Annotated in this window: 16 protein-coding genes and 2 pseudogenes; 7 read left to right on the top strand and 11 right to left on the bottom strand. The window is 73.6% G+C overall.

Annotation, left to right across the window (positions count from 1 at the left end):
- Positions 1–45 precede the first annotated feature (45 nt).
- Both VSR01_RS18715 and VSR01_RS18710 read right to left on the bottom strand, forming a co-directional pair.
- Positions 46–621 carry a hypothetical protein gene (locus tag VSR01_RS18715; RefSeq protein ID WP_326450352.1) on the bottom strand — a complete coding sequence of 192 codons (576 nt, stop codon included), beginning with the start codon at positions 619–621 and terminating at the stop codon, positions 46–48.
- A gap of 184 nt (positions 622–805) precedes the next feature.
- Positions 806–2,854: an APC family permease gene (locus tag VSR01_RS18710; RefSeq protein WP_326450351.1), complete on the bottom strand. Its 2,049-nt coding sequence runs from the start codon at positions 2,852–2,854 to the stop codon at positions 806–808.
- Between the two features lie 278 nt (positions 2,855–3,132).
- Between VSR01_RS18710 and VSR01_RS18705 the strand changes: the two genes are divergently transcribed.
- Positions 3,133–5,277 carry an ATP-binding protein gene (locus VSR01_RS18705; protein ID WP_326450350.1) on the top strand — a complete coding sequence of 715 codons (2,145 nt, stop codon included), beginning with the start codon at positions 3,133–3,135 and terminating at the stop codon, positions 5,275–5,277.
- Positions 5,274–5,945: a response regulator gene (locus tag VSR01_RS18700; RefSeq protein ID WP_326450349.1), complete on the top strand. Its 672-nt coding sequence runs from the start codon at positions 5,274–5,276 to the stop codon at positions 5,943–5,945. The genes VSR01_RS18705 and VSR01_RS18700 overlap by 4 nt, the downstream gene beginning before the upstream one ends.
- Positions 5,946–6,040: 95 nt before the next feature.
- Here the strand turns inward: VSR01_RS18700 and VSR01_RS18695 are convergent, their stop codons facing one another.
- The 4 genes and pseudogenes from VSR01_RS18695 to VSR01_RS18680 all read right to left on the bottom strand — a co-directional run.
- Positions 6,041–6,940 (bottom strand): hypothetical protein, encoded by a 900-nt coding sequence (locus VSR01_RS18695; protein ID WP_326450348.1) that lies wholly within the window; start codon positions 6,938–6,940, stop codon positions 6,041–6,043.
- A gap of 111 nt (positions 6,941–7,051) precedes the next feature.
- Positions 7,052–9,133, bottom strand: a complete 2,082-nt coding sequence (locus VSR01_RS18690; RefSeq protein WP_326453707.1) for an iron ABC transporter permease — start codon at positions 9,131–9,133, stop codon at positions 7,052–7,054.
- 122 nt (positions 9,134–9,255) lie between these two features.
- Positions 9,256–10,302 carry an iron-siderophore ABC transporter substrate-binding protein gene (locus tag VSR01_RS18685; protein WP_326450347.1) on the bottom strand — a complete coding sequence of 349 codons (1,047 nt, stop codon included), beginning with the start codon at positions 10,300–10,302 and terminating at the stop codon, positions 9,256–9,258.
- A gap of 429 nt (positions 10,303–10,731) precedes the next feature.
- A pseudogene (locus tag VSR01_RS18680) lies at positions 10,732–11,565 on the bottom strand (ABC transporter ATP-binding protein); the annotation flags it as partial.
- A gap of 186 nt (positions 11,566–11,751) precedes the next feature.
- Here VSR01_RS18680 and VSR01_RS18675 point away from each other — a divergent pair.
- The 3 genes from VSR01_RS18675 to VSR01_RS18665 all read left to right on the top strand — a co-directional run bounded on the left by VSR01_RS18675 (position 11,752) and on the right by VSR01_RS18665 (position 16,106).
- Positions 11,752–12,591, top strand: a complete 840-nt coding sequence (locus VSR01_RS18675; protein ID WP_326450346.1) for a vWA domain-containing protein — start codon at positions 11,752–11,754, stop codon at positions 12,589–12,591.
- A gap of 135 nt (positions 12,592–12,726) precedes the next feature.
- Positions 12,727–14,205 carry an argininosuccinate synthase gene (argG, locus tag VSR01_RS18670; RefSeq protein WP_326450345.1) on the top strand — a complete coding sequence of 493 codons (1,479 nt, stop codon included), beginning with the start codon at positions 12,727–12,729 and terminating at the stop codon, positions 14,203–14,205.
- A gap of 149 nt (positions 14,206–14,354) precedes the next feature.
- Positions 14,355–16,106, top strand: coding sequence for a hypothetical protein (locus VSR01_RS18665; protein WP_326450344.1), 1,752 nt, complete (start codon positions 14,355–14,357; stop codon positions 16,104–16,106).
- A 27-nt stretch (positions 16,107–16,133) separates the two neighbouring features.
- Here VSR01_RS18665 and VSR01_RS18660 read toward each other — a convergent pair whose 3' ends face one another.
- A complete protein-coding gene (locus VSR01_RS18660) occupies positions 16,134–17,957 on the bottom strand; it encodes a hypothetical protein (protein ID WP_326450343.1) in 1,824 nt (607 codons plus the stop codon).
- A 295-nt stretch (positions 17,958–18,252) separates the two neighbouring features.
- Between VSR01_RS18660 and VSR01_RS18655 the strand changes: the two genes are divergently transcribed.
- Both VSR01_RS18655 and VSR01_RS18650 read left to right on the top strand, forming a co-directional pair.
- On the top strand, positions 18,253–19,458 hold the full coding sequence (locus tag VSR01_RS18655) for an ATP-binding protein (protein WP_326450342.1): 1,206 nt from the start codon (positions 18,253–18,255) through the stop codon (positions 19,456–19,458).
- Positions 19,455–20,516 (top strand): ParA family protein, encoded by a 1,062-nt coding sequence (locus tag VSR01_RS18650; protein ID WP_326450341.1) that lies wholly within the window; start codon positions 19,455–19,457, stop codon positions 20,514–20,516. The genes VSR01_RS18655 and VSR01_RS18650 overlap by 4 nt, the downstream gene beginning before the upstream one ends.
- Before the next feature lie 47 nt (positions 20,517–20,563).
- Here the strand turns inward: VSR01_RS18650 and VSR01_RS18645 are convergent.
- The 4 genes and pseudogenes from VSR01_RS18645 to VSR01_RS18630 all read right to left on the bottom strand — a co-directional run.
- Positions 20,564–21,100: pseudogene (locus tag VSR01_RS18645) on the bottom strand (aminotransferase class I/II-fold pyridoxal phosphate-dependent enzyme); the annotation flags it as partial.
- Entirely contained in the window at positions 21,072–21,515 is a 444-nt protein-coding gene (locus VSR01_RS18640) for a PIN domain-containing protein (protein ID WP_326450340.1), read from the bottom strand. The gene VSR01_RS18640 and the pseudogene VSR01_RS18645, both read right to left, overlap by 29 nt.
- Positions 21,512–21,772: a CopG family transcriptional regulator gene (locus VSR01_RS18635; protein ID WP_326450339.1), complete on the bottom strand. Its 261-nt coding sequence runs from the start codon at positions 21,770–21,772 to the stop codon at positions 21,512–21,514. Before VSR01_RS18635 ends, VSR01_RS18640 begins: the two co-directional genes overlap by 4 nt.
- 98 nt (positions 21,773–21,870) lie before the next feature.
- The gene (locus VSR01_RS18630; protein ID WP_326450338.1) at positions 21,871–23,040 is read right to left on the bottom strand and encodes a pyridoxal phosphate-dependent aminotransferase; all 1,170 of its coding nucleotides are present in this window, start codon (positions 23,038–23,040) and stop codon (positions 21,871–21,873) included.
- Positions 23,041–23,396: the final 356 nt, after the last annotated feature.

Raw genomic sequence — 23,396 nt, 5'->3', positions numbered from 1 at the left:
GGACGCACCGCGGCGGCCGGCCCGCCGCGCTCGGCCGCCGAGCCGTCAGCTCAGCCCGGACGCCGTGAAGACCGCGCGGGCCACGGGGTCGTCGATCCGCGCGGCGAGGTCGCGCAGGACCGCGTCGCCGCCGCGCAGGGTCCCGGCGGCGCGGGACGCGCGGGCGCCGGTGTCGAGTTCGTGCCACAGCAGCGGATCGGCGGCCAGCACCCGCGGGTCCAGCAGCAGCCGGCGGCCGTCGGCGTCCCGCAGCAGCAGCGTGGGCGCGACCCCGGCGCCGTAGCGGCTCACCCGGACCAGCGCGTCGGTGCGCACCCGGCGCTCGCGCAGCAGCCCGCGCGCGGCCAGCCAGCCGGGACCGGCGCTCAGCCGCGACGGCAGCAGCACCGCCAGCAGCCCGGCGGCCAGCGCCGCCCACAGCGCGGCGCGGACCGGGGTGAGCGTTCCCGCGGCCAGGTCCAGCAGGGTCGCCGCGGCCCAGAACGCCAGCGCGCAGCCCGCGGCCCGCCGCGTGTCGCGCCGCCACCCGCGGTCCACGGCCCGTACCACCGCCGCGACCCGTACCGGCCCGCGCCGCCGCACGGCGGCTGCCGCGGGCTCTGCCCTGCGAGGTCGTCCCATGCCGCCGACGCTAGGCCGCGCGACTGCCGGCAGGACCCGCCGGTGACACGGCCTTGACGTGGACCGGCCGCATCTTGACGCCCCCTTGGCGCGACCCACAGGAAACGCCCCGACGCGGCCGAGCCGGCCACCCGCCCTGGCCGGAGGCCGGTCACCCGCCGCGGCCGGAGACCGGCCGCCGGCGTCAGCCCACGTGCACCCGCGGGCGCCGGGCCCGGTCCGGCTCGGCCTCGCGCAGCACCTCGCGGGTGACCGGCGCGATCTCCCCGTGGCCGAAGAGGAAGAACCGCAGGAAGTTCGCGAACGGGCTGCCCTCGGTCCACTCGAAGTAGATGTGCGGCTTGCGGCCGGTCACGTCCCGCACGTGCAGCAGCAGCGCGGCCAGCGCGTTGGGCACCGAGGAGCTCTCCAGCGACAGCACCCGGTAGCGGCCGTGCAGCACGTGCCCGTGCACGGTCAGCGCCGACTCGAACTCCGACGGGTCCCGCACCGTGACCTCGACCAGCACCAGGTCGTCCTCCGGCGGAATGTCGTTGTCCGCCCGGATCTGGTGGATCTTGTCGCGGTACTCCGCGGCGTCCCGCAGCCCCGGCTCGTTCGCGATGAACCGGATGCGCCGGCTCGCCACGTCCCGTACGAACCTGGCCGCCATGTCGTCCAGCTCCACGCTGGTCACCCGCAGTTCGAAGGAGCGGGCCAGCCGCGACAGCAGCGACACCAGCACGATGCCGGCGATGAAGCACGCGCCGATCTTCACGCCGTCCGGGCGCTCCAGCACGTTGACCACCGTGGTGTACAGGAACACCAGCGCGATCGCCCCGAACGCCGCCGTCCAGCCCCGTTGCCCGCGGCGCCGCGCGGAGATCGTCACCGCGACCGCCGCCGAGCTCATCAGCACCAGCACACCGGTGGCGTACGCGCCGCCCTGCTTGTCCACACTGGCGTCGAAGATCCACGTCACCAGGAACGCGACCAGCGTGAAGACCAGCACCATTGGCCGCACCGCGCGCGCCCAGTGCGGCGCCATCCCGTACCGCGGCAGGTAGCGCGGCATCAGGTTGAGCAGGCCGGCCATCGCCGAGGCCCCGGCGAACCAGAGGATGGCGATGGTGGAGAAGTCGTAGACGGTGCCGAAGCCGGAGCCGAGCCGGTCGTGCGCGAGGTAGGCCAGCGCGCGGCCGTTGGCCGGGCCGCCGGCCTTGAAGTCCTGCTGCGGGATCAGCACGGTCGTCACGAAGCTGGTCGCGATCAGGAAGACGCTCATGATCAGCGCCGCGGTGGTCAGCAGCTTCCTGGTGTCGCGGATACGCCCGGCCGGGTGCTCCTCGGTGTCGCCCGGGTCGCCCTTGACGTGCGGCATCACCGCGACGCCGGTCTCGAAGCCGGACATGCCCAGCGCGAGCTTGGGGAAGATCACCAGCGAGACGCCGATCATCACGAAGACGTTGCCGCGCTCGGCGGTCAGGCCGTGCCGCCAGTCGGTGACCAGGTGCGGCGCCGCCAGCACGTGCCACAGGGCGTCGCCGACCACCACGACGTTGAGCGCGAGGTAGATCCCGACCAGCACCACCGCGACCCCGATGGCCTCCAGGAAGCCCTTGAGGAACACCGCGCCGAGCAGCGCGATCAGCGCCAGCGTGATCACCATCTGGTGGCCGCCGAGCGTGGAGGCGAAGTGCGGGTTCTCCACCAGGTGGGTCGAGGCGTCGGCGGCCGACAAGGTGATCGTGATCAGGAAGTCGGTGGCCGCGAAGCCCAGCAGCGCCAGCACGAACAGCTTGCCGCCCCAGAACGACAGCAGCCGTTCCAGCATCGCGATCGAGCCCTCGCCGTGCGGGCTCTCGCCGGCCACCCGGCGGTAGACCGGCAGCGCGCCGGCCAGGGTGACGATCACCAGCACGACCGTGGCGACCGGTGACAGCAGGCCCGCGGCGAGCGCGGCGATGCCCGGCTGGTAACCGAGGGTGGAGAAGTAGTCGACGCCGGTCAGGCACATCACCCGCCACCAGCGCTGGCCGTGCGGGTGCGCCGCCTTGTCGCCGCCGGTGCTCGCGTCCCCGTCGCCGTCCCGGTCGCCGTCGCTCCCGTCCCCGCTTCCGTCCCCGCCGCCGTCCGGGGTCCGCCCGGGCGGCGGCAGCGGCTTGGCGTGCGGGCCCTGCTGGCGCCCGGCCATGTCGGACTGGCCCTCCAGGAACCACGCGCGCAGGCGGTGCGACCGGACGGGGGTGGACATCGGGTGCGCGCTCCTGTCGTGCTGCCTGCTGCTGCCGCCCCATCGAACCCTCGCACGGGCGGCGCCGCGGCGCGCCGCGACGCATCCATACGTGTTCTTAACGCGCCCGGCCGCCCGGCCGCCCCCGCGCGGTCCCAGCTCACCGGCCCTGCCGGAGCCGCGGTCCGGCCCCCGGCCGCCCGTACGGGTGGCGGCGGCCGTCAAGCACGCGTCAAGATCGTGCGGAACGCCCGGATGCCGGGGTGTTCGTCCGCTTCCGCGGACCTACAGTGAGCTGCGTGGAAGCGGACGGCACGCGCGAGGCGCGGGGGATGCGCGGAGCGCTGCCCGCCGGCGAGCCTCTCGGCGGCGAGGCCCGCGAGCGCATCGTCGTCGGCCTGTCCGGCGACCCGCAGGACCGCACCCTGATACGCCGCGCCGCCCGCCTGGCCGCCCGCGCCGCCGGCGCCGCCGACGCCGAGATCCTCGCGGTCCACGTGGTCCGCCCCGGCGGCGCCGGGGCCGCCGCCGGGCAGCGGGCCCTCGTGGAGGGCTTCGGCGGGTCGTACCACCAGGTGCTCGGGGACGACGTGGCGACCGCGCTGCTGGACTTCGCGCGGGGCGCCGACGCCACGCAGATCGTGCTGGGCGCGGGGCGCCGGCCCGGGTGGCGGTACGTCTTCGGGCCGGGGACCGGCGCGCGCGTCGCCAGGACCGGCGGCCCCGACCTCGACGTCCACCTGGTCACGCACGGCGGCCGGTCGGGCGGCCGGTGGGCCGGCCCGCGCGGGGGCGGACGGCGCAATCCGGGCGGCGGCCCGGAGGCCGACGCCGGGGGCCCGGCCGCCCGGGGGAGCGGACGGACGCTGCCGGTGGCGCCGGGCGCCCGGCTCGGCCGCACCCGCGTGCTCGCCGGCTGGCTCGTCGGCGTGGCCGGCCCGGTGCTGCTGACCGCCGTGCTCACCGCGGCCCGCGGCCCGAGCCTGGCCACCGACATCCTGCTGTTCCTGACCCTGACCGTGGCCGCCGCGCTGCTCGGCGGCCGTTACCCGGCGCTCGCCTCGGCGGTCTGCTGCTCGCTGCTGCTGAACTACTACTTCACCCCGCCGACCCACGCCTTCACCATCGCCGAGGGCCAGAACGTCACCGCGCTGGTCGTCTTCGTCGTGGTCGCCGTCGCGGTCGCCTCCGTGGTCGACCTCGCCGCGCGCCGCACCGAACAGGCCGCGCGGCTCCAGGCGGAGGCGGAGATCCTGTCGTACCTCGCGGGCAGCGTGCTGCGCGGCGACCACACGCTGGCCGCGCTGCTGGAACGCGTCCGCGAGACGTTCGGGACCGCCTCGGCCGCGCTGTGGGAGCGCGACGACGCGCGCGGCGCGTGGCGGCGCGCGGGCTTCGTGGCCCCGCCGCCCGGCCCCGACCGGCCGGAGGACGCCGAGGTCGCCGTCGCGGTGAACGAGCGGCTGCTGCTCACCCTCGGCGGCCGGGTGCTGCCCGCCTCCGACCGGCGGGTGCTGTCCGCCTTCGCCGCGCAGGCGGCCGGCGTGCTGGACCGGCAGCGGCTGGCCGGCGAGGCGGCCAGGGCCCGCGAACTGGCGGAGGGCAACCGCATCCGCACCGCGCTGCTCGCCGCGGTCAGCCACGACCTGCGCACCCCGCTGGCCGGCATCAAGGCGTCGGTCACCTCGCTGCGCTCGGACGACGTGGCGTGGTCCGCGGACGACGAGGCCGAGCTGCTGGCCGGCATCGAGGCCGGCGCGGACCGGCTGGACCACCTGATCGGCAACCTGCTGGACATGTCCCGGCTGCAGACCGGCACGGTCAGCCCGCTGGTCGCCCCGGTCGACCTGGACGAGGTGGTGCCCGCGGCGCTCGCCGCGGTGCCGCGCGACAGCGTCGACCTCGACATCCCCGAGGACCTGCCGATGGTCGAGGCCGACCCCGGCCTGCTGGAGCGGAGCGTGGCCAACGTGGTGGAGAACGCGGTGAAGTACAGCCCGCCGGGCCGCCGGGTGGTGGTCGCGGCGAGCGCGGTCCACGACCGGGTCGAGCTGCGCGTCGCCGACCGCGGCCCGGGCGTCCCGGAGGCCGCGCGCGGCGCCATCTTCGAGCCCTTCCAGCGGCACGGCGACGCGCCGCGCGGCAACGGCGTGGGCCTCGGCCTCGCGGTGGCCCGCGGCTTCGCGGAGTCGATGGGCGGCACCCTGGAGGCCGAGGAGACGCCGGGCGGCGGCCTGACGATGGTGCTCGCGCTGCGCGCCGCCGGGCGGGACGGGCCCGGCGCCGGCGGCGGGCCCGAAGCCCGCGGCGCCGGCGACGGGCGAGGGGCCCGCGGCGCCGGCGGCGGGCACGGTGGACGCGGCGGACGCGGTGGACACGGTGGACGCGGCGTACCGGACGGCGCCGGGGGACCCGGCGCAGGCGACGAAGGGGGGCGCGGGTGAGCCGCGTGCTGGTGGTGGACGACGAGCCGCAGATCGTACGGGCCCTGGTGATCAACCTGCGGGCCCGGCAGTACGAGGTCGACGCGGCCCCCGACGGCGCGACCGCGCTGCGGCTGGCCGCGGAACGCCACCCGGACGTGGTGCTGCTCGACCTCGGGCTGCCGGACATGGACGGCGTCGACGTGATCGCCGGGCTGCGCGGCTGGACCCGGGTGCCGATCATCGTGCTGTCCGCGCGGCACGCCTCCGGCGAGAAGGTCGAGGCGCTGGACGCCGGCGCCGACGACTACGTCACCAAGCCGTTCGCGATGGACGAGCTGCTGGCCCGGCTGCGCGCCGCCTTCCGCCGCGCCGACCCCGGACCGGGCGAGCCGGTGCTCCAGGCCGCGTCGTTCAGCGTCGACCTGGCCGCGAAGAAGGTGGTGCGCGACGGCGCGGACGTGCGGCTCACGCCCACCGAGTGGCACCTGCTGGAGGTGCTGGCCCGCAACGCCTGGCTGATCACCCAGCGCCAGCTCCTGCAGGAGGTATGGGGCCCGGGCTACGGCACCGAGACCAACTACCTGCGCGTCTACATGGCCCAGTTGCGGCGCAAGCTGGAGCCCGACCCGACCCGGCCGCGGCACCTGATCACCGAGCCGGGCATGGGCTACCGCTTCGAGGTCTGAGGCCCTGCTCGACGTCCCGTCCGACGTCGCCGCTCGACGTCCCCGTCGCCGTCGCCGCTCGACGGCTCGCCGGACGCCGCCGCTCGGCCCGGTGCTCAACGCCCCGCGCGTTCCTGCGCTTTCATCACCGTGCGCATCGCCTCGACCATCGCGGGCTGGAAGCGCCCGACGTCCGGCGCCGCGTCGCCGGTGTGCAGGGCGCTGACGGTGTCGTCGGAGACCGGCAGCTTGTTGTAGCCGGTGAGGGTGAGGACGAACACCGCGCCGCCGTGCAGGACTTCGAGCCGGCGGGTCTGGTCGCTGACGGTCAGCAGGAACGCCTCGTCGCCCAGGCCCGGGACCGTCGTGGTCGCCTCGACCGGGTCGAGGTCGGCCGGGTCCAGCTCCTGCTGGTCCTCGAACTCCGCCTTCGGATCGGTCTGTTTGTGCAGGTCGATCGAGACGGACACCTCGTAGCGGGCGGTGCCGCCGCGCGGCAGCGGCGCGGAGGCGAACAGCGTGCAGCGGATCTGGTCCAGCGCCTCGCCCAGGTGCACCGCGGACGGCGAGACCGGCTCGCTGTCGGTGACGCCCATCGCACCGGTGAGCTTCGCCAGCGTCGTGCCGGCGCACGGGCTCTCGCCCAGCGCGTAGCCGTGCAGGTCCGGCGGACCGCCGTCGTGCTCGTCGTAGAAGGAGAACCCGGCGCCCCACGCCGCGGACGCCAGCAGCGCCCCGGTGATCCCCCACAGCCACGCGCGCCGCACCGACTGCCGGTCGGCGCGCGGGAGTTCGCCGCCCGCCACCACATCGGCCGCGACCACGTCGCCCGTCACCACATCGCCCGCGACCGCCTGCCCCGCTCCCGGCCCCGCTCCCGGCCCGGCCTGCGGCGCCCCGCCGTCCGGCGCCCGCCCCGCCGGGGCCCCCGCCGCGACCGCCTGCTCCGCCGCCGTTCCCGCCCGCGCGTCCCGCGCCGCGGGCTCTGGCTCCGCCCCCTCGGAACCCCCGCTCAACTCCGGCTCCGATATCACTGCCGACCTCCCGTCCGTACCGGCGCCACCCCATCCTCCGTCCCCGGCACGCCCGTTGCACCGGGTCGTGCCGCAACCGGCCGGGGTGGGCCCCTACCGCCGGGTCCTGACCAGCAGGTAGAGGAAGTACGGCGCGCCGATGACCGCGGTCGTCAGGCCCGCGCCGAGCTGGGCCGGTGCGATCACCGTACGGCCCAGGAGGTCCGCCGCGCACACCAGCGCGGCCCCCAGCATGACCGCGACCGGCAGCACCCGTACGTGCCGGCGGCCGACCAGCGCGCGGGCCGCGTGCGGCGCCACCAGCCCGACGAAGGCGATCGTGCCGGCCGCGGCCACCGCGCTCGCGCTGAGCAGCACGCTCAGGCACAGCAGCCCGAGCCGCTCACGGGCCAGGCCCAGCCCGAGCAGCCGGGGCGTGTCGTCGTCGAGCGCCACCAGGTCCAGCTGCCGGCGGCGCGCCACCGCGACCGCCGTGCCCACCGCGAGGACCGCGCCCACCGGGACTACGTCCGGCAGCGTCCTGCCGTACGTCGAACCGGACAGCCAGGTCAGCGCCTTGGTCGCGTCGAACGGGTCGGTGAGCACGATGAGCAGGCCGATCAGCGCGGTGGCGGCGGCCGACGCGCCGACCCCGACCAGCACCAGCCGGTTCTGCCCGAACCCGCCGCGCGCGGACAGCCCGAAGACCAGCGCGGCGGTGGCCGCGGCCCCCGCACTGGCCGCCCCCGCCACGCTCCACGAGCCGGCCGAGGGCGCCTCGGTCACCAGCAGCACCGCGCCCAGGCCCGCGCCGCCGGACACGCCGAGCACCCCCGGCTCGGCCAGCGGATTGCGGGTGACGGCCTGCACCAGCGTCCCGGACAGCGCGAGCGCGCCGCCCGCCAGCAGCGCCGCGAGCACCCGCGGCACCCGGGTGTCCAGCACGAAGCCGACCACCCGGTCCGCCCTGCCCTGGGACCAGTTGACGACGTCGCCGAGCAGCAGCGGGGTGTCGCCCAGCAGCACCGCCGCGACCACCGTGCCGGCCAGCAGCACGCTCAGGCACACCAGCACCGCGGCGAACGCCCCCCGGCCCGGGGTGCGCAGCCGGTCCGGCGCCGCCGTGCCGCCCGCCTCCCCGGTGCGCAGCGCGATCACCACCAGGAACACCGCGCCGACCAGGCTCGTCACCACGCCGGTCGGCACCGCGACCGCCCGCTGCGCGCCCACCGTCGCGCGCAGCAGCACGTCCGAGCCGAGCACCAGCACCGCGCCGGTCAGCGCCGCGACCGGGATCGCCGCTCGCGCCCTGGCCGGCCCGCGCAGCCGGCGGGCGAGCGGCCGCACCAGCGCGGGCGCGCACAGTCCGACGAAGCCGATCGGCCCGGCGAGCGTCACCGCCGCCGCCGACAGCAGCGCGGCGAGCACCACCACGGCCACCCGGGTCCGCCACACCGGCACGCCGATGCCGCGGGCCGCGTCGTCGCCGAGCGCGAGCGCGTCCACCCGGCGGGCGAGCAGCAGCAGCCCGGCCAGGCCGACCGCGGCGACCGGCGCCATCTGCGCGACGCCGCCGAAGCCGTTCTGGCCGATGCCGCCCTGGCCCCACTGGTACAGGCCGGTGGTCCGCTGCGGGAAGAGCAGCAGCAACGCGTCGGTGACCGCGCCCAGTCCGAGCGCCAGCGCGCTGCCGGCCAGCACCAGCCGTACGGTGCCCGCGCCGAGGCCGGACAGCGCCAGCACCACGGCCGCAGCGGCGAGGCCGCCGGCGAAGGCGACCCCGGAGGACGCCAGCAGCGGGACCGAGACCCCGGTCACGGCGAGCACGCCGAGGGCGAGGTACGAACCGGCGTTCACCGCAAGGGTGTCGGGCGCGGCCAGCACATTGCGGCTGACCGCCTGAAGGGCCGCGCCGGCCGCGCCGAGCGCCACGCCGACCAGCACGCCGGCCACCGCCCGCGGCAGCCGGGACGCCAACAGCACCGAGGCGTCGCCCTGTTCGGCCCGGCCGGTCAGCGCCTTCCACACCGCGCCCGCGCCCACGTCCGCGGTGCCCTGCGTGATGTCCAGGACCAGCAGCGCGGCGGTCAGCAGGAGCAGCGCGGCGGTGACGGCGACGGCGCCGGGGACGCCGCCCTGCGCGGGGACGCCGTCTTGTGCGGAGGCGCCGCCTTGTGCGGGGGCGGCGGTGAACAGGCCTGCCGGGGCTGGGGTGTTGGCCGGCGCATCGGGCGCGGACGGCCGGGCGGTGGCGATCGCCGCGGCGGCGGCCTCGTCCGGGCCGGGCGCGGGCGGCCGGGCGGTGGCGGTCACGCGCCCTACTTCGCGGGGGACTTGGTCAGCGCCGCGACGACGGAGTCCACGTAGGCCCCCATGGACGCCGGGCCGCCGAACATCCAGACGCCGTCGGGCAGCCGACTCACGTGCCCGGCCGCGACGAACGGCAGCGACCTCCACACGGCGTTCTTGGCGAGCGCGGTGGTGAACGGGTCGCCGTCGGCGTCGTTGGCGATGTAGGCGAAGCGCACGTCGCCGAGGCCGGTGAGCCCCTCGACATCGGTCGTCGCCAGCCCGTACGCCTTGTCCCCGGCCACCTTCCAGGCGTTCTTCAGGCCGATCCGCTCGTTGACGGCGCCGATCAACGAGCCGCTGGTGTACGGGCGGACGGCCACCTGGTTGGCCTGCACGTAGCCGTCGGCGAAGGCATACGGCGCGCCGGCCAGCCCGGCGTCGGCGAGGGCCTTGCGACCCGAGGCGAGCTTGGCGTCGAACGCCTGCTTGACCGCCGCGGCCTTCCGCTCGGTGCCGGTGGCCTTCGCGATCAGGTCGAGGTCCGTGGTCATCAGCCCGATCTGGTCGGCGGCGTCGGCCGAGCGCACCTCCACCACCGGGGCGATCTTGCGCAGTTGGGCCACCGCGGAGGCGGACAGGTCGGTGGTCGCCACGACGAGGTCCGGCGCGAGGGCGGCGACGGTGTCCATGCTGGGTTCGCCGCGGGTGCCGATGTCCTTGGCGGAGCTGCGCAGCGGGGCCGCGGTGTCCCAGGCGGTGTAGCCCTTCACGTCGGCGACGCCGACCGGGTCCACGCCGAGCGTGACGAGGTCCTCCACGACGTTCCACTCGGTGCCCACGACCCGGGTGGCCGGGGCGTCGAGGTGCACCCGCGTGCCGCTGGCGTCGGTGAGGGTGACGGGTCCGGCGGCCTTGCCGGTGCCGCCCTGGGCGCTCGAACCCGCCGAGGGCGCTTCGTCGCCGGCGGCGTCGGCGGCGTCGGCGGCGGAGTGGGTGGTGCCGCAGGCGGCCAGGCAGAGCGCGGCGAGCGCGGTGGCGGTCGCGGCGGCGGTGGTGGCGGTGAGGCGTCTCATGGCGGGCGGGGCCTTTCGGTGCGGGGCGCCCGATGGGGGCGCGAGTGCGGGGCGCGAGTGCGGGGGTGTGTGCGGGGGCGTGTGCGGGGTGCTCGCTGGTCGCTGGCGGTGGCGGTGGCGGTGGCGGTGGCGGTGGCGCTGGTCGGTGGCCGTGGCGCCCGTGCCCGTGCCCGCGCCTGTGGCCGTGGTCGACGCTCGGCGTCGGGGAGTTGGCGGGTTTCGGGCCCGGGCTCAGGCGCCGGCCTCGGCGGCCGGGTCCGGGGTGGCCCGGTCGAGGGCGGCCCGGTCCGGAGCGGCCGGGTCGGGGGCAGCCGAGGTCGGAGCGGCCGGGTCCGGTGCCGCGCCCAGGGGGCTCGTACCGTCCCCTCGGGCGGAGACCCCGTCCCCTCGGGCGCGGGCCCCGTCCCCTCGGGCGCGGGCCGCGGCGTCGCGGGCGTGGTGGCGGCCGATCGCGCGGGTGCGCAGCCGCCCGGTCGACGGGTCGGTGTCGACGTCGACGCGGATGCCGTAGACCCGCGACAGCAGCGCGGGCGTGAAGACCTCCTCGGGCGTGCCGTCGGCGACCACCCGGCCCGCGTGCAGCAGCGCGACGCGGTCGGCGACCGCGGCGGCCTGGTCGAGGTCGTGCAGCACGACGCCGACCGCGATCCGGTGGTCGTCGGCCACGTCCCTGATCAGGTCGAGGAGTTCGATCTGGTAGCGCAGGTCGAGATACGTCGTCGGCTCGTCCAGCAGCAGCACGCCGGTCTCCTGCGCGAGGCAGCCGGCCAGCCACACGCGCTGGAGCTGGCCGCCGGACAGCTGTTCCACACCGCGGTCGGCCAGCTCGGCGACGCCGGTCAGGCCGAGCGCCCGGTCCACCGCCGCGGCGCCGCCCGGGTCCGGCCGCCCCCACCGGCCGCGGTGCGGGTGCCGCCCGAACTCCACGACGTCGCGCACGGTCAGCCCGCTCGGCGTCGGCCGCCCCTGCGTGAGCAGCGCGACCTGCCGGGCGAACGCGCGCGCGGTCAGCTGGAAGCCGTCCGCGGCCTGGCCGTCCGCCGCGTCCAGGGTCAGCGTCCCGGCTCGGGCCCGCTGCAGCCGGGCGAGGGTCCGCAGCAGCGTCGACTTCCCGCTGCCGTTCGGCCCGACCAGCGCGGTGACCTCGCCGGGCCGCAACGTGAGCGCCGCGTCGTGCACGACGTCCTCCCGGTCGTACCCGACCGTCACCCCGACGGCCCGCAGCCCGGCGCCGCGGGACGCGTTCTCCTCAGCAACTGTCACGTCGCTTAGGTTAGCCTCACCTAAATGCGTCGCGGAACCCCGGGGGTCAGCGTTGCCCCGATTGTGCCCCGCGCCGCCGCCTCCTTCGCGCCCTCCTCCGCGCCCTCCGCCGCGCCCGTGCGCCCCGGCCACCGGCTCCGCCGATCGTCGGACAGCGGCGGCGCCACCGGAGGACAATCCCGGTCCATGGCCATCGACTACCGCAAGACGTACCGGATCGACTACCGCAAGAGACCCCGCGAGGCCGCCGCGCCCGGGAGCGCCGCGGCAGCCGCTCCCGCCCCCGCCTCCGGTCTCGCCTCTGCCGGGGCGCCCGCTCCCGGCGTCAGCCTGGAGAAGGTCGCGGACCGGGCCCCCGGCCTGGTCAGTCTCTTCAAGGCCGCCTCCGTCTCCCTGGTCAAGAACCGGATCAGCGGACAGCGCGCTGCTGTTTACCTTGTGCTCGACCGCTCCGGCAGCATGCGCCGCTACTACCGCGACGGCTCGGTCCAGCACCTCGCCGAGCAGACCCTCGCGCTCGCCGCCAACCTGGACGACGACGGCGTGGTCCCCGTCGTCTTCTTCTCCACCGAGGTCGACGGCGTCGCCGAGGTCGGCCTCGACGCGTACCAGGGCCGGATCGGCGCGCTGCACGAGTCGATGGGCCACATGGGCCGTACCAATTACCACCTGGCCATGCAGGCGGTCATCGACCACTACCAGGCGAGCGGCGCCGCCGACCCCGCCTTCGTGGTCTTCCAGACCGACGGCTCGCCCTCCTCGCGCACCGCGGCCGAGCACGTCCTGTGCACCGCCGCGCGGCTGCCGATCTTCTGGCAGTTCGTCGGCTTCGGCGACGACGAGTTCCGCTTCCTGCGCCGGCTGGACGAACTGCCCGCGCCGCAGCGGCGGCTGGTCGACAACGCGGGCTTCTTCGCCGCCGGCGACGCGCCGCGGTCGATCCCGGACGCGGTGCTGTACGACGAACTGCTCGCGGAGTACCCGCAGTGGCTGACCGCGGCCCGCGCCGCGGGCGTCCTCGCGTAGACCTCGCCGGTACGACGGCCGCCCTCGCGTAGCCCGGACCCCCGCCCGTACCGCCGGCCCTATCCCGTACGCCCCCCGCGCGCGAGCCTCCGCCCCGACTTTGCATGATCATGCGTAGGTGTGCATACTTTAACCATGTCCAAGGTCCTCACCTCCCTTCCCGCCGGCGAGCGGGTCGGCATCGCCTTCTCCGGCGGCCTCGACACCTCCGTCGCGGTCGCGTGGATGCGTGACAAGGGCGCCGTGCCCTGCACGTACACCGCTGACATCGGCCAGTACGACGAGCCCGACATCGCCTCCGTGCCCGGCCGCGCGAAGACCTACGGCGCCGAGGTCGCGCGCCTGGTCGACTGCCGGGCGGCGCTGGTCGAGGAGGGGCTGGCCGCGCTGACCTGCGGGGCCTTCCACATCCGCTCGGGCGGCCGCGCGTACTTCAACACCACGCCGCTGGGCCGCGCCGTCACCGGCACGCTGCTGGTGCGCGCGATGCTGGAGGACGACGTCCAGATCTGGGGCGACGGCTCGACGTTCAAGGGCAACGACATCGAGCGGTTCTACCGCTACGGCCTGCTCGCCAACCCGCACCTGCGGATCTACAAGCCGTGGCTGGACGCCGACTTCGTCACCGAGCTGGGCGGCCGCAAGGAGATGTCGGAGTGGCTGGTCGCGCACGGCCTGCCGTACCGCGACAGCACGGAGAAGGCGTACTCCACCGACGCCAACATCTGGGGCGCCACCCACGAGGCCAAGACGCTGGAGCACCTGGACGCCGGCATCGAGACCGTCGACCCGATCATGGGCGTGCGGTTCTGGGACCCCACGGTCGAGATCCCGGCCGAGGACGTGACGATCGGCTTCGACCAGGGCCGTCCGGTCACGATCAACGGCAAGGAGTTCCCGTCCCCGGTCGCCCTGGTGATGGAGGCCAACGCGATCGGCGGCCGGCACGGCCTGGGCATGTCCGACCAGATCGAGAACCGGATCATCGAGGCCAAGAGCCGCGGCATCTACGAGGCGCCCGGCATGGCGCTGCTGCACGCCGCGTACGAGCGCCTGGTCAACGCGATCCACAACGAGGACACCCTCGCGCAGTACCACAACGAGGGCCGGCGGCTGGGCCGGCTGATGTACGAGGGCCGCTGGCTGGACCCGCAGGCGCTGATGATCCGCGAGTCGCTGCAGCGCTGGGTCGGCGCGGCGGTCACCGGCGAGGTGACGCTGCGGCTGCGGCGCGGCGAGGACTACTCGATCCTCGACACCGCGGGTCCCGCGTTCAGCTACCACCCGGACAAGCTGTCGATGGAGCGCACCGAGGACTCCGCGTTCGGCCCGGTCGACCGGATCGGCCAGCTCACCATGCGCAACCTCGACATCGCCGACTCGCGGGCCAAGCTGGAGCAGTACGTCGGGCTCGGCCTGATCGGCACCGGCAGCCCGGTCCTCGGCGCCGCCCAGGCCGCGGCGACCGGCCTGATCGGCACGATGCCGCAGATGCCCGAGGGCGGCGCGGAGGCGATCGCCTCCCGCGGCGAGCCCAGCACGCTGGCCGAGCTGGCCGCGCTGGACGAGGACGAGCTGCTCGACCGCGCGGCGATGGAGTCCGGCACGGACTGATCCACACCGACGTCGCCGGCGCCCGCGCGGGGCCGCCGGCGGATCGGCGGCCCGCGGGGCGAGGCGGCATGCCGACCTGTCGCGATGCCGTACTCTGCCGCGGGGACGCTGGCGCGTGGGGCCGCCGTGCGCCCGGGGGAGGGGATCGCATGCAGGACGCTGTGGGCTCGGAGCCGGATTCGGGCTCGGACCCGGGCTCGGGCTTGGACCCGGAGTCGTTCTCGGTGCCGGTGTCGGAGCCGGGCTCGAGCGGGGACTCGGACGTCGACTCGGCCCAGGACGTCGACCCCGACCCTGGCGCCGGGTCGGACGGGGAGTCGGCCGCGCTCGTGGAGGTGCGGCCCGGGCTCGTCGTCGGTGTCGGGAAGGTCCCCGCGGAGCTGGTCACGGAGTTCGAGCTCGAACGCGTCGACGTGGGGCTCCTGTCGGCCGGCGACCGTGCGCGGATCTCCGAGGCCCTCGCCTCGATCGGCAACACGGCGACGGCGGGCGGCAGCCTGGCGAACGCGTTCACCGGCCTGGAGGGGGTCTACCGGATCAGCGACGCGTCACGGGCGTTCCTGAACGCGGGCGGCGCCCTCGCGGTCAAGGACAGCGCGAACCTCGGCGCGGTCTTCCGCGACGGCCGGATCGTCCATCAGGTCCGGTTGATCCCCGTGACCGCGGTGAGCGCCGCGGACCTCGCGGTCGCGATCGGCCCGGCGCTCGCCATGGTCGCCCTCCAGATGATGCTGAGCCAGGTCACGGGCCTGGTCAGGACCAACATCGCGCTGACGAACGAGGTCCTCACGACGATGCGGCTCGGCCAGTGGGCCGAGCTGACGGCGCTCGTCGACACCGTCGACCGCGCGGTCGGCCGGGCCCGCGAGATCTCGTCGGTCACGACGACCGAGTGGGAGAAGGTCGCGGCCAAGGAGGACGCCCTGCGCAAGCAGCGCGGAACGTACCGGCTGAACGTCGGCGAACACGTACGGCAGCTCCGCCGGCTCGACGCGCCCGGCCGCCGCCAGTACCTGGAGACGAACGCCGCGGCGATCGTCTTCGACGCCCACGCCCTCCTGTCCTCGCTCAAGGCGTGGACCGGATTCCAGACCCTGCACGCCGCGCGCGCCAGGGCCGCGGGACGCGAAGACGCCGACGAGGCGCGGCTCGTGGAGATCATCGAGCGCGAGACCGCAGAGGAACTCGACGCCGCCCTCGCCGAGGCCACGACCCTCGTCGACGCGCTGGCGCGGGAGCTGCGGATCATCGCCGAACTCCCGGGACGCCCCACGGTGCCGCTGCTGGGGAAGCGGAAGGACGCGAAGAGGGCGCGCCTGACCAGCGCGCAACTCCTGGAGGCGGTCCAGCCCCTCGCCGACGCCCTCCGCCCGCCGGCCCCGCCGCTCGAAGCGCCCGCCGTGCTCTGCGCGCCGGCGTCGCTGGACCTGGACCGGTACCTGCGCGTCCTGCGCTGGCACCTCGACGGCGGCGAGACGCTGCGCGCCCTCGGGCTCGACACCCCCGCCCGGATCGGTGCGCTCCTCGACGGCGCCAAGGAGAAGGTGGCGCCGGCGATGGACAAGGCGGCGGTACGGAACCTGGTCGCGGTCACGGACCGCCGCGTCATCACGGCCAGGACGAACGCGTTCCTCGGGCACGGCGAGATCGCTCAGGACATCCCGCTGGACCGGGTGCGCTACGTCCGCGCACCGGGCGCGCGGGACGGCGGCGGGCGCGCCGTGATCGACCTCATCACGGCCGAGGACGACTTCCGGTGGTCGTTCGACCCCGACGTCGACCCCGGCCAGGTGGCCGCGCTCGCCGCGGTGCTGGCCGAGTCGATGCACATCCCGGACGCCGAACGCGCCGCACTGCGGCGCCCGCACCCGCCCGCCGTCCAGCCGCCCGCGACGCACTGACGGCCGCGCGTCGTCGCCGTCCTGCGTTCAGCTGATGGTGCTGATCTGGTTCCATCCGCCTGCCGCGATGCGGGTCGGCCGCCCCGGGGTGCCGTCGAAGGCGGCTGTGGTGCTGCCGAGCTGGTCGACCAGCGAGCCGGTGGACGTGGTGGCGATGAGGTCCGGCAGGCCGTCGCCGTTGATGTCCCCGACGCTGATGACCAGCGGGTAGACGGCGGCCGGGTAGCCGCCGCCGATCCGGGCGCCGGAGGAGAGGCTGAGCGTGCCGGTCGAGGCGTCGACGCTGGTGTCGTAGCGGTAGAGGGCGCCGGTGGCGTTGTCGCGGGCCCACAGCGCGGCGGTGCCGGGAGTCGTGGACGTGTTGCCCGGGGCGATGAGGGTGTAACCGTCCCAGGTCCCCGTGCCGATCAGCTGGGGCGATCCGAGCTGTCCGATCGTGTTGCCGGGGAAGAACCAGAGCAGGCCCCCGGTCTCCTCGGTCACGAGGTCGGGAGTGCCGTCGCCGTTCATGTCGCCGGGGACGACGAGCTGGCGGACCGACGACCAGTCGGCGGGGTAGCGGGAGCAGTCCGCGAGGGTCGCGTCGCAGCCGGGACGGGGGAGGAACGCGCGACTGTCCCCCGAGTACAACTGGTTGTCGTGGGAACCGGCGGTGGAGCCGTTGTTGCGGTACAGGTACAGGGCGTGCCCCGTGCCGAGCGCCAAGAGGTCGTCGACACGAGCACCGGTCACCGACCTGGTGGGAGACGACCGGTGCGCGGTGAGGGCGCCCGTCCAACTGCCGTCGGGGTTCGGGCCGTCGGTGCTGTGGGACGCGATGGCGCCGCGCGGGCTGGACACGTTGGTGGGGTAGTACCGCAGGCCGGGATCGCCCGCGTAGGAGCCGGCGACGGGAACAGCGGTGAAGTCGGGGAGTCCGTCGCCGTCGATGTCGCCGGGCACGACCTGTGGCGTGGGGTCGCCGGCGGCGAAGAACTGGTAGCACAGGCTGCTGTCGTTCCCGGCCCTGTCGACGGCGGTGACCGTGACGGTGTGATCGCCGCCGCTCCGCAGCGGGAGGTGCAGGGTGGCCGCCCCGTCGGCGTCGGGGGCGAGCGGGCCGACACCGCTGTCCGTGTCGAAGTGGTCGAGGCCGCTGCCGCTGTCCTCGCCCCGGAGGTCGAGGTCGAGGCTGGTCCGGCCCGCGGGAAGGCTCCCGCCGTCGATGCACGAACCGGTGCTGGCGGCGCCGTTGATCGACAGGGTGGGCGCCGTCGCGTCGTACCTGAAGTGGCAGGAGGTGCTCGCGGCCGACCGGAGGGTCCCGTCGTCGGCGCGGAGCCGGAAGCCGTACGAGTGCCCGTCGACGAGATAGCTGGTGGGAACGCTCTTGGAGGCGATGGAGCCGGAGGTCTGCCAGCCGGAGTCGGAACTGCTGGAGAGCGTCCCCGCGGCGGGGTCGGCGGGACGGCCCATGACGATGAGGTGGTGGGCGCCGTCCCAGAGCTCGAACTGCGCGGTCACCAGCTGGCCCGGGTCGGGATCGGAGATCTTCCCGACCAGTGTGACCTTGCCGCCCGAGCCGCCGTTCGCGATCCAGCCCCAGTCACCGGTTCCGTTGCAGCCGTAGTTGGGGTGACCGGGCGAATCCTGCGGCGGCGGCGTCGTTCCCACGGAAGTGGGCACGGCGGGAGCGGAGTCGGCCGAGGAGCGCTGGGCCGTGGCGGACGCGGCGTCGGCGGACGCGGCGTCGGCGTACCCGGGGGCAGCCGTGGCGAAGAGCGCGACAGTCGTTCCGATGGTGGCGAGCAGGCCGGCCGAGCGGCGTCTGCGGCGCGTGCGTGCTGAGCGCGTCGAAGGCATGGGATCCATATTCTGATGGTCGGTCAGGGAACCCGAACGCTAGTTCGCCGCAAAGGACGCTGACAAGCCGTTTTCGATGGCCGTCGGACAGGACGCCCTGCGCGGAACTCACCCGCAGAACGCCTCGCGCGAACGGTCGGCGGCGGTGCGCGGGACGTCCTCGCGTGTGCAGAAGGCGAAGCGAATTTGGGCGCGGCCGCCTGTGGGGCAGCGGCGGCTGTGCGCTTCTCCAGGAGATGCCCTGTCCGCATCCGCTGATCCCTCCCACCTAGGTTCCCGCGCCGATGAGCAGCCATGATGAAGAATGGCGACCGTGAGCACTCCAGACCTGGCCGATGCCCTGGGTACCCGAGAGACGCCGTGGCTAGAGTTCAAGAGCACTGCGAAGCGCGAGGGCAGGCGCGGCGACGCGATCGGCAATGCCGTGTGCGCGATGGCCAATGACCTCGCCGGGCACGGAGGCGGAGACATCCTCATTGGAGTGGACGACAAGGGGGAACCGCTTGACGGCGTCGACGTCAGCGATCGGGCACTGCTCGCGCTGACGGATCTCAGGGACGACGGCCGGATCCTCGACCGTCCTTCGTTCACCGTCGAGGCGGCCGTCTATCGCGGCAAACAGGTGATCCATATTCATGTGGAGGCGTCGGCAACGCCGCCTGTGCGGTTCGAGGGAGTTGTCTGGGTGCGTCCCGGTCCCACGACACGACGGGCGACGCGCGAGGACGAACGGGTACTGACTGAGCGTCGCCGTGCCGCCGATGGCCCCTACGACACCCGGCTGTTGCCGTCGAGCACACTGCACGACCTTGACCTCGAACTCTTCCGCGGTACATACCTGCCGGCGGTGGTCGACCCGGACGTGATCGAGGAGAACGGGCGGCCATTGCCTCAGCAACTGGCCTCGCTGCATCTGGCTCGCTCGGTGGACGACCCGGTTCCGACTGTGCTGGGTCTGTTGGTGGTGGGTTTCGACCCGAGCAGTTTCATCCCGGGTGCGTACGTGCAGTTTGTTCGTTACCAAGGCGTCGACTTCGACGCTCCGATCGCTGACGACCAAGAGTTGCGGCAGAACATCGTTGACACTGCCGCACGCTTGGAGCCCGTCCTCCGCGGACATCTCCGGACCCGATTGGTGGAGGACGGCTTCCGCGAGAAACAACGGCCCGAATATCCATTCGAGGCCCTACGAGAGGTCTGCATGAATGCACTCATGCACCGTAACTACGAGACCTCCTATGCTGCGACTCGCATCGCGTGGTTCGACGACAGGATTGAGGTCACCAATCCGGGCGGCCCCTACGGGCAGGTTCGAAGCGACAACTTCGACCGTGTGAACGACTACCGCAATCCTTCGCTGGCTGCTGCGATGAAGTCACTCGGCTACGTCAACCGGTTCGGCCGAGGCATCGGGCGGATCCGCGCTGCTCTGGAGCGCAACGGCAATCCTCCGCCCGAGTTCCAGGTGGATGAGTCATCGTGGTCGGTGACCCTGAGGAGGGCGTCATGACGTCCATTGCGCTCTTCAACAACAAGGGTGGAGTCGGAAAGACCACTCTGGCTTATCATCTGGCGCACATGTTCCAGCGCATCGGCTTTCGCGTTCTCGCGGTGGATCTCGATCCGCAGTCGAACCTCACGGCCATGTGTCTGGACGAGACGGAACTGGAGGAACTGTGGGAGGACTCCTCCGAGCTCATCGAGCAGGGCGTGAAGAACCCTGCCTTCCCCGCCACCGGACGGGTCGGTCCTGGCCAGACGATTGCTGACGCCGTCCGTCCTATCCTTGAAGGCACGGGCGACATCAAGACGGTCCGACCCGCCGCTCTGGCACCGGGTCTCTGGTTGCTGCCCGGAAGTCTCGAATTGAGCCGATTCGAGGACAAGCTCTCCAATGAATGGTTCAAAACCTACGCAGGGGATATTGCGGCAATCAGGACGACAACTGCTTTCCATCGCATCGTCCAGGATGCCGCCGAGGCGGTGGAAGCAGACATCGTCTTGATCGACATCGGTCCCAACCTGGGTGCGATCAACAGAGCTTCGCTTCTCGCTGCAGACGCCGTGCTCATGCCGCTAGCGGCGGACCTCTTTTCTCTCAAGGGCCTGCGTAATCTCGGCCCGACGCTGCGGAACTGGCGGCAGGACTGGCAACAGGCCATTTTGCCCCGTGTGCCCAGCAATATCTCAGCACCCAAGGCGCTGATGCGGCCTCTCGGGTATGTGATCATGCAACCCGAGATGCGTCTCGACCGCCCGGTCAAGGCGTACGCCCGATGGTTGGAGCGTATCCCGTGGGTTTTCGGCACGGCTGTACTGGGTCAGGAGACGGCATCTTCCACTGATCGTTCCTACGAGATCGCGACGCTGAGAAACTACCGAAGCCTCATGCCGCTGGCCCACGACGCTCGGAAGCCGATGTTCGACCTCAAGCCAGCCGATGGGGCGCTCGGCAGCACACAGAAGTACGTCCAGACCTGCTTCCGGGAGTTTCGCGCGCTGGCGGAAGCGGTCCTCTCTCGCCTCGCGGAGCGCGATGCCCGAACAAGCCATGCCGCAGAGGACTGAACACGGCCTGACGCTGTTCTCACGGCTGGGCCACGGCGCCCCCCGGCTCAGCCGGTGAATGCCTCGCGCAAACGGTCGGCGGCGGTGCGCAGGACTTCCTCGCGTTTGCAGAAGGCGAAGCGGACCTGGGTGCGGCCGGCGGTGGGGTGGTCGTAGAAGACGGAGTTGGGGACGGCGACCACGCCGCAGCGGGTGGGGAGGGCGCGGCAGAAGGCGAGGGCGTCTTTCTCGCCGAGGGGGGCGATGTCGGTGGTGATGAAGTACGTGCCCTGGGGGCGGTGGACCTCGAAGCCGGCGTCGGTGAGGCCGTCGGCGAGCAGGTCGCGCTTGGCGCGGAGGTCGTCGCGGACGCCGGTGTAGTACGCGTCGGGCAGCGCGAGGGCCTCGGCGACGGCGTACTGGAAGGGGCCCGAGGCGACGTAGGTGAGGAACTGCTTGGCGGTGCGGACCGCGGCGACCAGCTCCGGCGTCGACGTGACCCAGGCCACTCCTCGTTCACCCACCCATCCGCCGGCTCGCCGCGCAAAGGCACTGTCGGCCGCGCCGCGAGCGGGCTCAGAGCGGGAGGTCGTCGGGCAGGACACGGAAAACCTTGTGGCGGCCCAGAGGGCGCACGGCGCGGAAGTCGCGGCGGTCGAGAGTGAGGACCGCGTCCGTGTCGTAGTCGGACGCGAGGGCGACGTTCACCGCGTCGGCGAGATCGAGGTTGAGCGCACGGTACCTGGCCCTCACGGACTGGGCCGTCGCGAGGTGGACCTCGGTGATCTCGGGCACGACGATCCGGCTTACACGCATCCAGCGGCGGATGTCGTCGATCGCGCTGACCGCGGCTTCCCGTCCCAGTTCACGGGTGGCGACATGGTCGATCTCGGCGAGCAGCAGCGGCGACATGACAAGGAGGCCGGCGGTCATGAGCGCCTCGTTGGCACCCCCGTGCTCCGGGTGCGCGGAGTCGAGCGCGGCCAGTAGGCCCGATGTGTCGGCGATGACGACAATCACGAGGCTGCCTCGGAGCCGCTTTCCTGTCGGACGGCATCAGCCACCGCGTTTCGCACGTCCTCCTTGGACGGGGTACGGCCGGAGCCTTCGAAGGTGCGGGAGAACAGGGGCTCGTCCCAGACCCGGTTCGCCATGGCGGCAAGGTGGATTCCCTGGCGGATGATCTCGGCCTCACTGATGCCTTGCCTGGCAGCCGCTTCTTTGATGATCGCGAGATCCTCGGGATCGGCGTAGACGTTCGTGCGCTTCATGGACATGTACCAATACTAGTCCATGTACCACCACGGGTGCATGAGGCTTCCGGTAGAGCCACAGGCGGGCCGCCGCTCGGGAAGCTGAGAGCCTGACGGGGGGCTCAGCCGGTGAATGCCTCGCGCAAACGGTCGGCGGCGGTGCGCAGGACTTCCTCGCGTTTGCAGAAGGCGAAGCGGACCTGGGTGCGGCCGGCGGTGGGGTGGTCGTAGAAGACGGAGTTGGGGACGGCGACCACGCCGCAGCGGGTGGGGAGGGCGCGGCAGAAGGCGAGGGCGTCTTTCTCGCCGAGGGGGGCGATGTCGGTGGTGATGAAGTACGTGCCCTGGGGGCGGTGGACCTCGAAGCCGGCGTCGGTGAGGCCGTCGGCGAGCAGGTCGCGCTTGGCGCGGAGGTCGTCGCGGACGCCGGTGTAGTACGCGTCGGGCAGCGCGAGGGCCTCGGCGACGGCGTACTGGAAGGGGCCCGAGGCGACGTAGGTGAGGAACTGCTTGGCGGTGCGGACCGCGGCGACCAGCTCCGGCGTCGACGTGATCCAGCCGACCTTCCAGCCTGTGAAGGAGAAGGTCTTGCCCGCCGAGGAGATGGCGACCGTGCGGTTGCGCATGCCGGGGAGGGTGGACAGCGGGATGTGCTCGCCGTCGAAGACGAGGTGTTCGTAGACCTCGTCGGTGACCACGAGGAGGTCGCGTTCGACGGCCAGTTCGGCGATCGCGGTCGCCTCGGCGCGGGTGAGGACCGTGCCGGTCGGGTTGTGCGGGCTGTTCAGCAGGAGCAGGCGGGTGCGCGGGGTGACGGCCGCCCGTAGCGCGTCGAGGTCGGGGCGGAAGTCGGGGGCGTGCAGCGTCAGCGGGACGCGGACGCCGCCGGCCATCGCGACGCACGCCGCGTAGGAGTCGTAGAAGGGCTCGAACGCGATGACCTCGTCGCCGGGTTCGAGCAGCGCGAGCATGGCCGCGGCGATGGCCTCGGTGGCGCCCGCGGTGACGAGGACCTCGGCGTCGGGGTCGACGTCCTGCCCGTAGAAGCGGCGTTGGTGGTCCGCGATCGCGTGGCGCAGCTCCGGTACGCCCGGCCCCGGCGGGTACTGGTTACCGCGACCGTCCCGGAGCGCGCGCACGGCTGCCTCCCGGATCGCCTCCGGGCCGTCCGTGTCCGGGAAGCCCTGGCCGAGGTTGATCGCGCCGGTGGCCGCCGCCAGCGCGGACATCTCCGCGAAGATCGTCGTCCCGAGCCCGTCCAGCCTGCGGTTCAGCAGCGGCCTGCCGCTCATCTCTCCACCGTCCTCACCCCGGGTGCCGTGCCGTCCGCCGACGCGTCCGCGCATCCGTCCGCCGATCCGTCGGTCGTCCACGCGCCATCCTCGCGCATGCGCGGCCGCGCTCGGGTACGCGCGGCCGTCCGCGGCCCGGTGCGCGCCCGGGACCGCCGCTTTCCGGCCGTTCTCGGCCGTTCTCGGCCGTTCTCGGCCGTCACGCGCGCACCGGAGGCGTACGGCTGTGAACACCTGAGCCCACAAGCGCTCCCAAGGATGGAAAGTTCGCACAGAACAGTAAAAAGGCTGAGACAGCAGCCGGTTTCGTGGTTGCGTAGGCATCGGACACCCGTGGACACGCCGACATGCCCCTG

Origin of the sequence: Actinacidiphila sp. DG2A-62 (assembly GCF_035825295.1) — a bacterium.
Taxonomy (GTDB): domain Bacteria; phylum Actinomycetota; class Actinomycetes; order Streptomycetales; family Streptomycetaceae; genus Actinacidiphila.
The sequence above is the reverse complement of the archived record's forward strand: the minus strand, read 5'-3'. Positions and strand labels throughout refer to the sequence as shown.

Excerpts from the sequence above, each read along its gene's own strand:
- VSR01_RS18715 (WP_326450352.1), bottom strand. The coding sequence starts at position 621 with ATGGGACGACCTCGCAGGGCAGAGCCCGCGGCAGCCGCCGTGCGGCGG.
- VSR01_RS18710 (WP_326450351.1), bottom strand. The coding sequence starts at position 2,854 with ATGTCCACCCCCGTCCGGTCGCACCGCCTGCGCGCGTGGTTCCTGGAG.
- VSR01_RS18685 (WP_326450347.1), bottom strand. The coding sequence starts at position 10,302 with ATGAGACGCCTCACCGCCACCACCGCCGCCGCGACCGCCACCGCGCTC.
- VSR01_RS18675 (WP_326450346.1), top strand. The coding sequence starts at position 11,752 with ATGGCCATCGACTACCGCAAGACGTACCGGATCGACTACCGCAAGAGA.
- argG (WP_326450345.1), top strand. The coding sequence starts at position 12,727 with ATGTCCAAGGTCCTCACCTCCCTTCCCGCCGGCGAGCGGGTCGGCATC.
- VSR01_RS18665 (WP_326450344.1), top strand. The coding sequence starts at position 14,355 with ATGCAGGACGCTGTGGGCTCGGAGCCGGATTCGGGCTCGGACCCGGGC.
- VSR01_RS18660 (WP_326450343.1), bottom strand. The coding sequence starts at position 17,957 with ATGGATCCCATGCCTTCGACGCGCTCAGCACGCACGCGCCGCAGACGC.
- VSR01_RS18655 (WP_326450342.1), top strand. The coding sequence starts at position 18,253 with ATGGCGACCGTGAGCACTCCAGACCTGGCCGATGCCCTGGGTACCCGA.
- VSR01_RS18650 (WP_326450341.1), top strand. The coding sequence starts at position 19,455 with ATGACGTCCATTGCGCTCTTCAACAACAAGGGTGGAGTCGGAAAGACC.
- VSR01_RS18635 (WP_326450339.1), bottom strand. The coding sequence starts at position 21,772 with ATGTCCATGAAGCGCACGAACGTCTACGCCGATCCCGAGGATCTCGCG.
- VSR01_RS18630 (WP_326450338.1), bottom strand. The coding sequence starts at position 23,040 with ATGAGCGGCAGGCCGCTGCTGAACCGCAGGCTGGACGGGCTCGGGACG.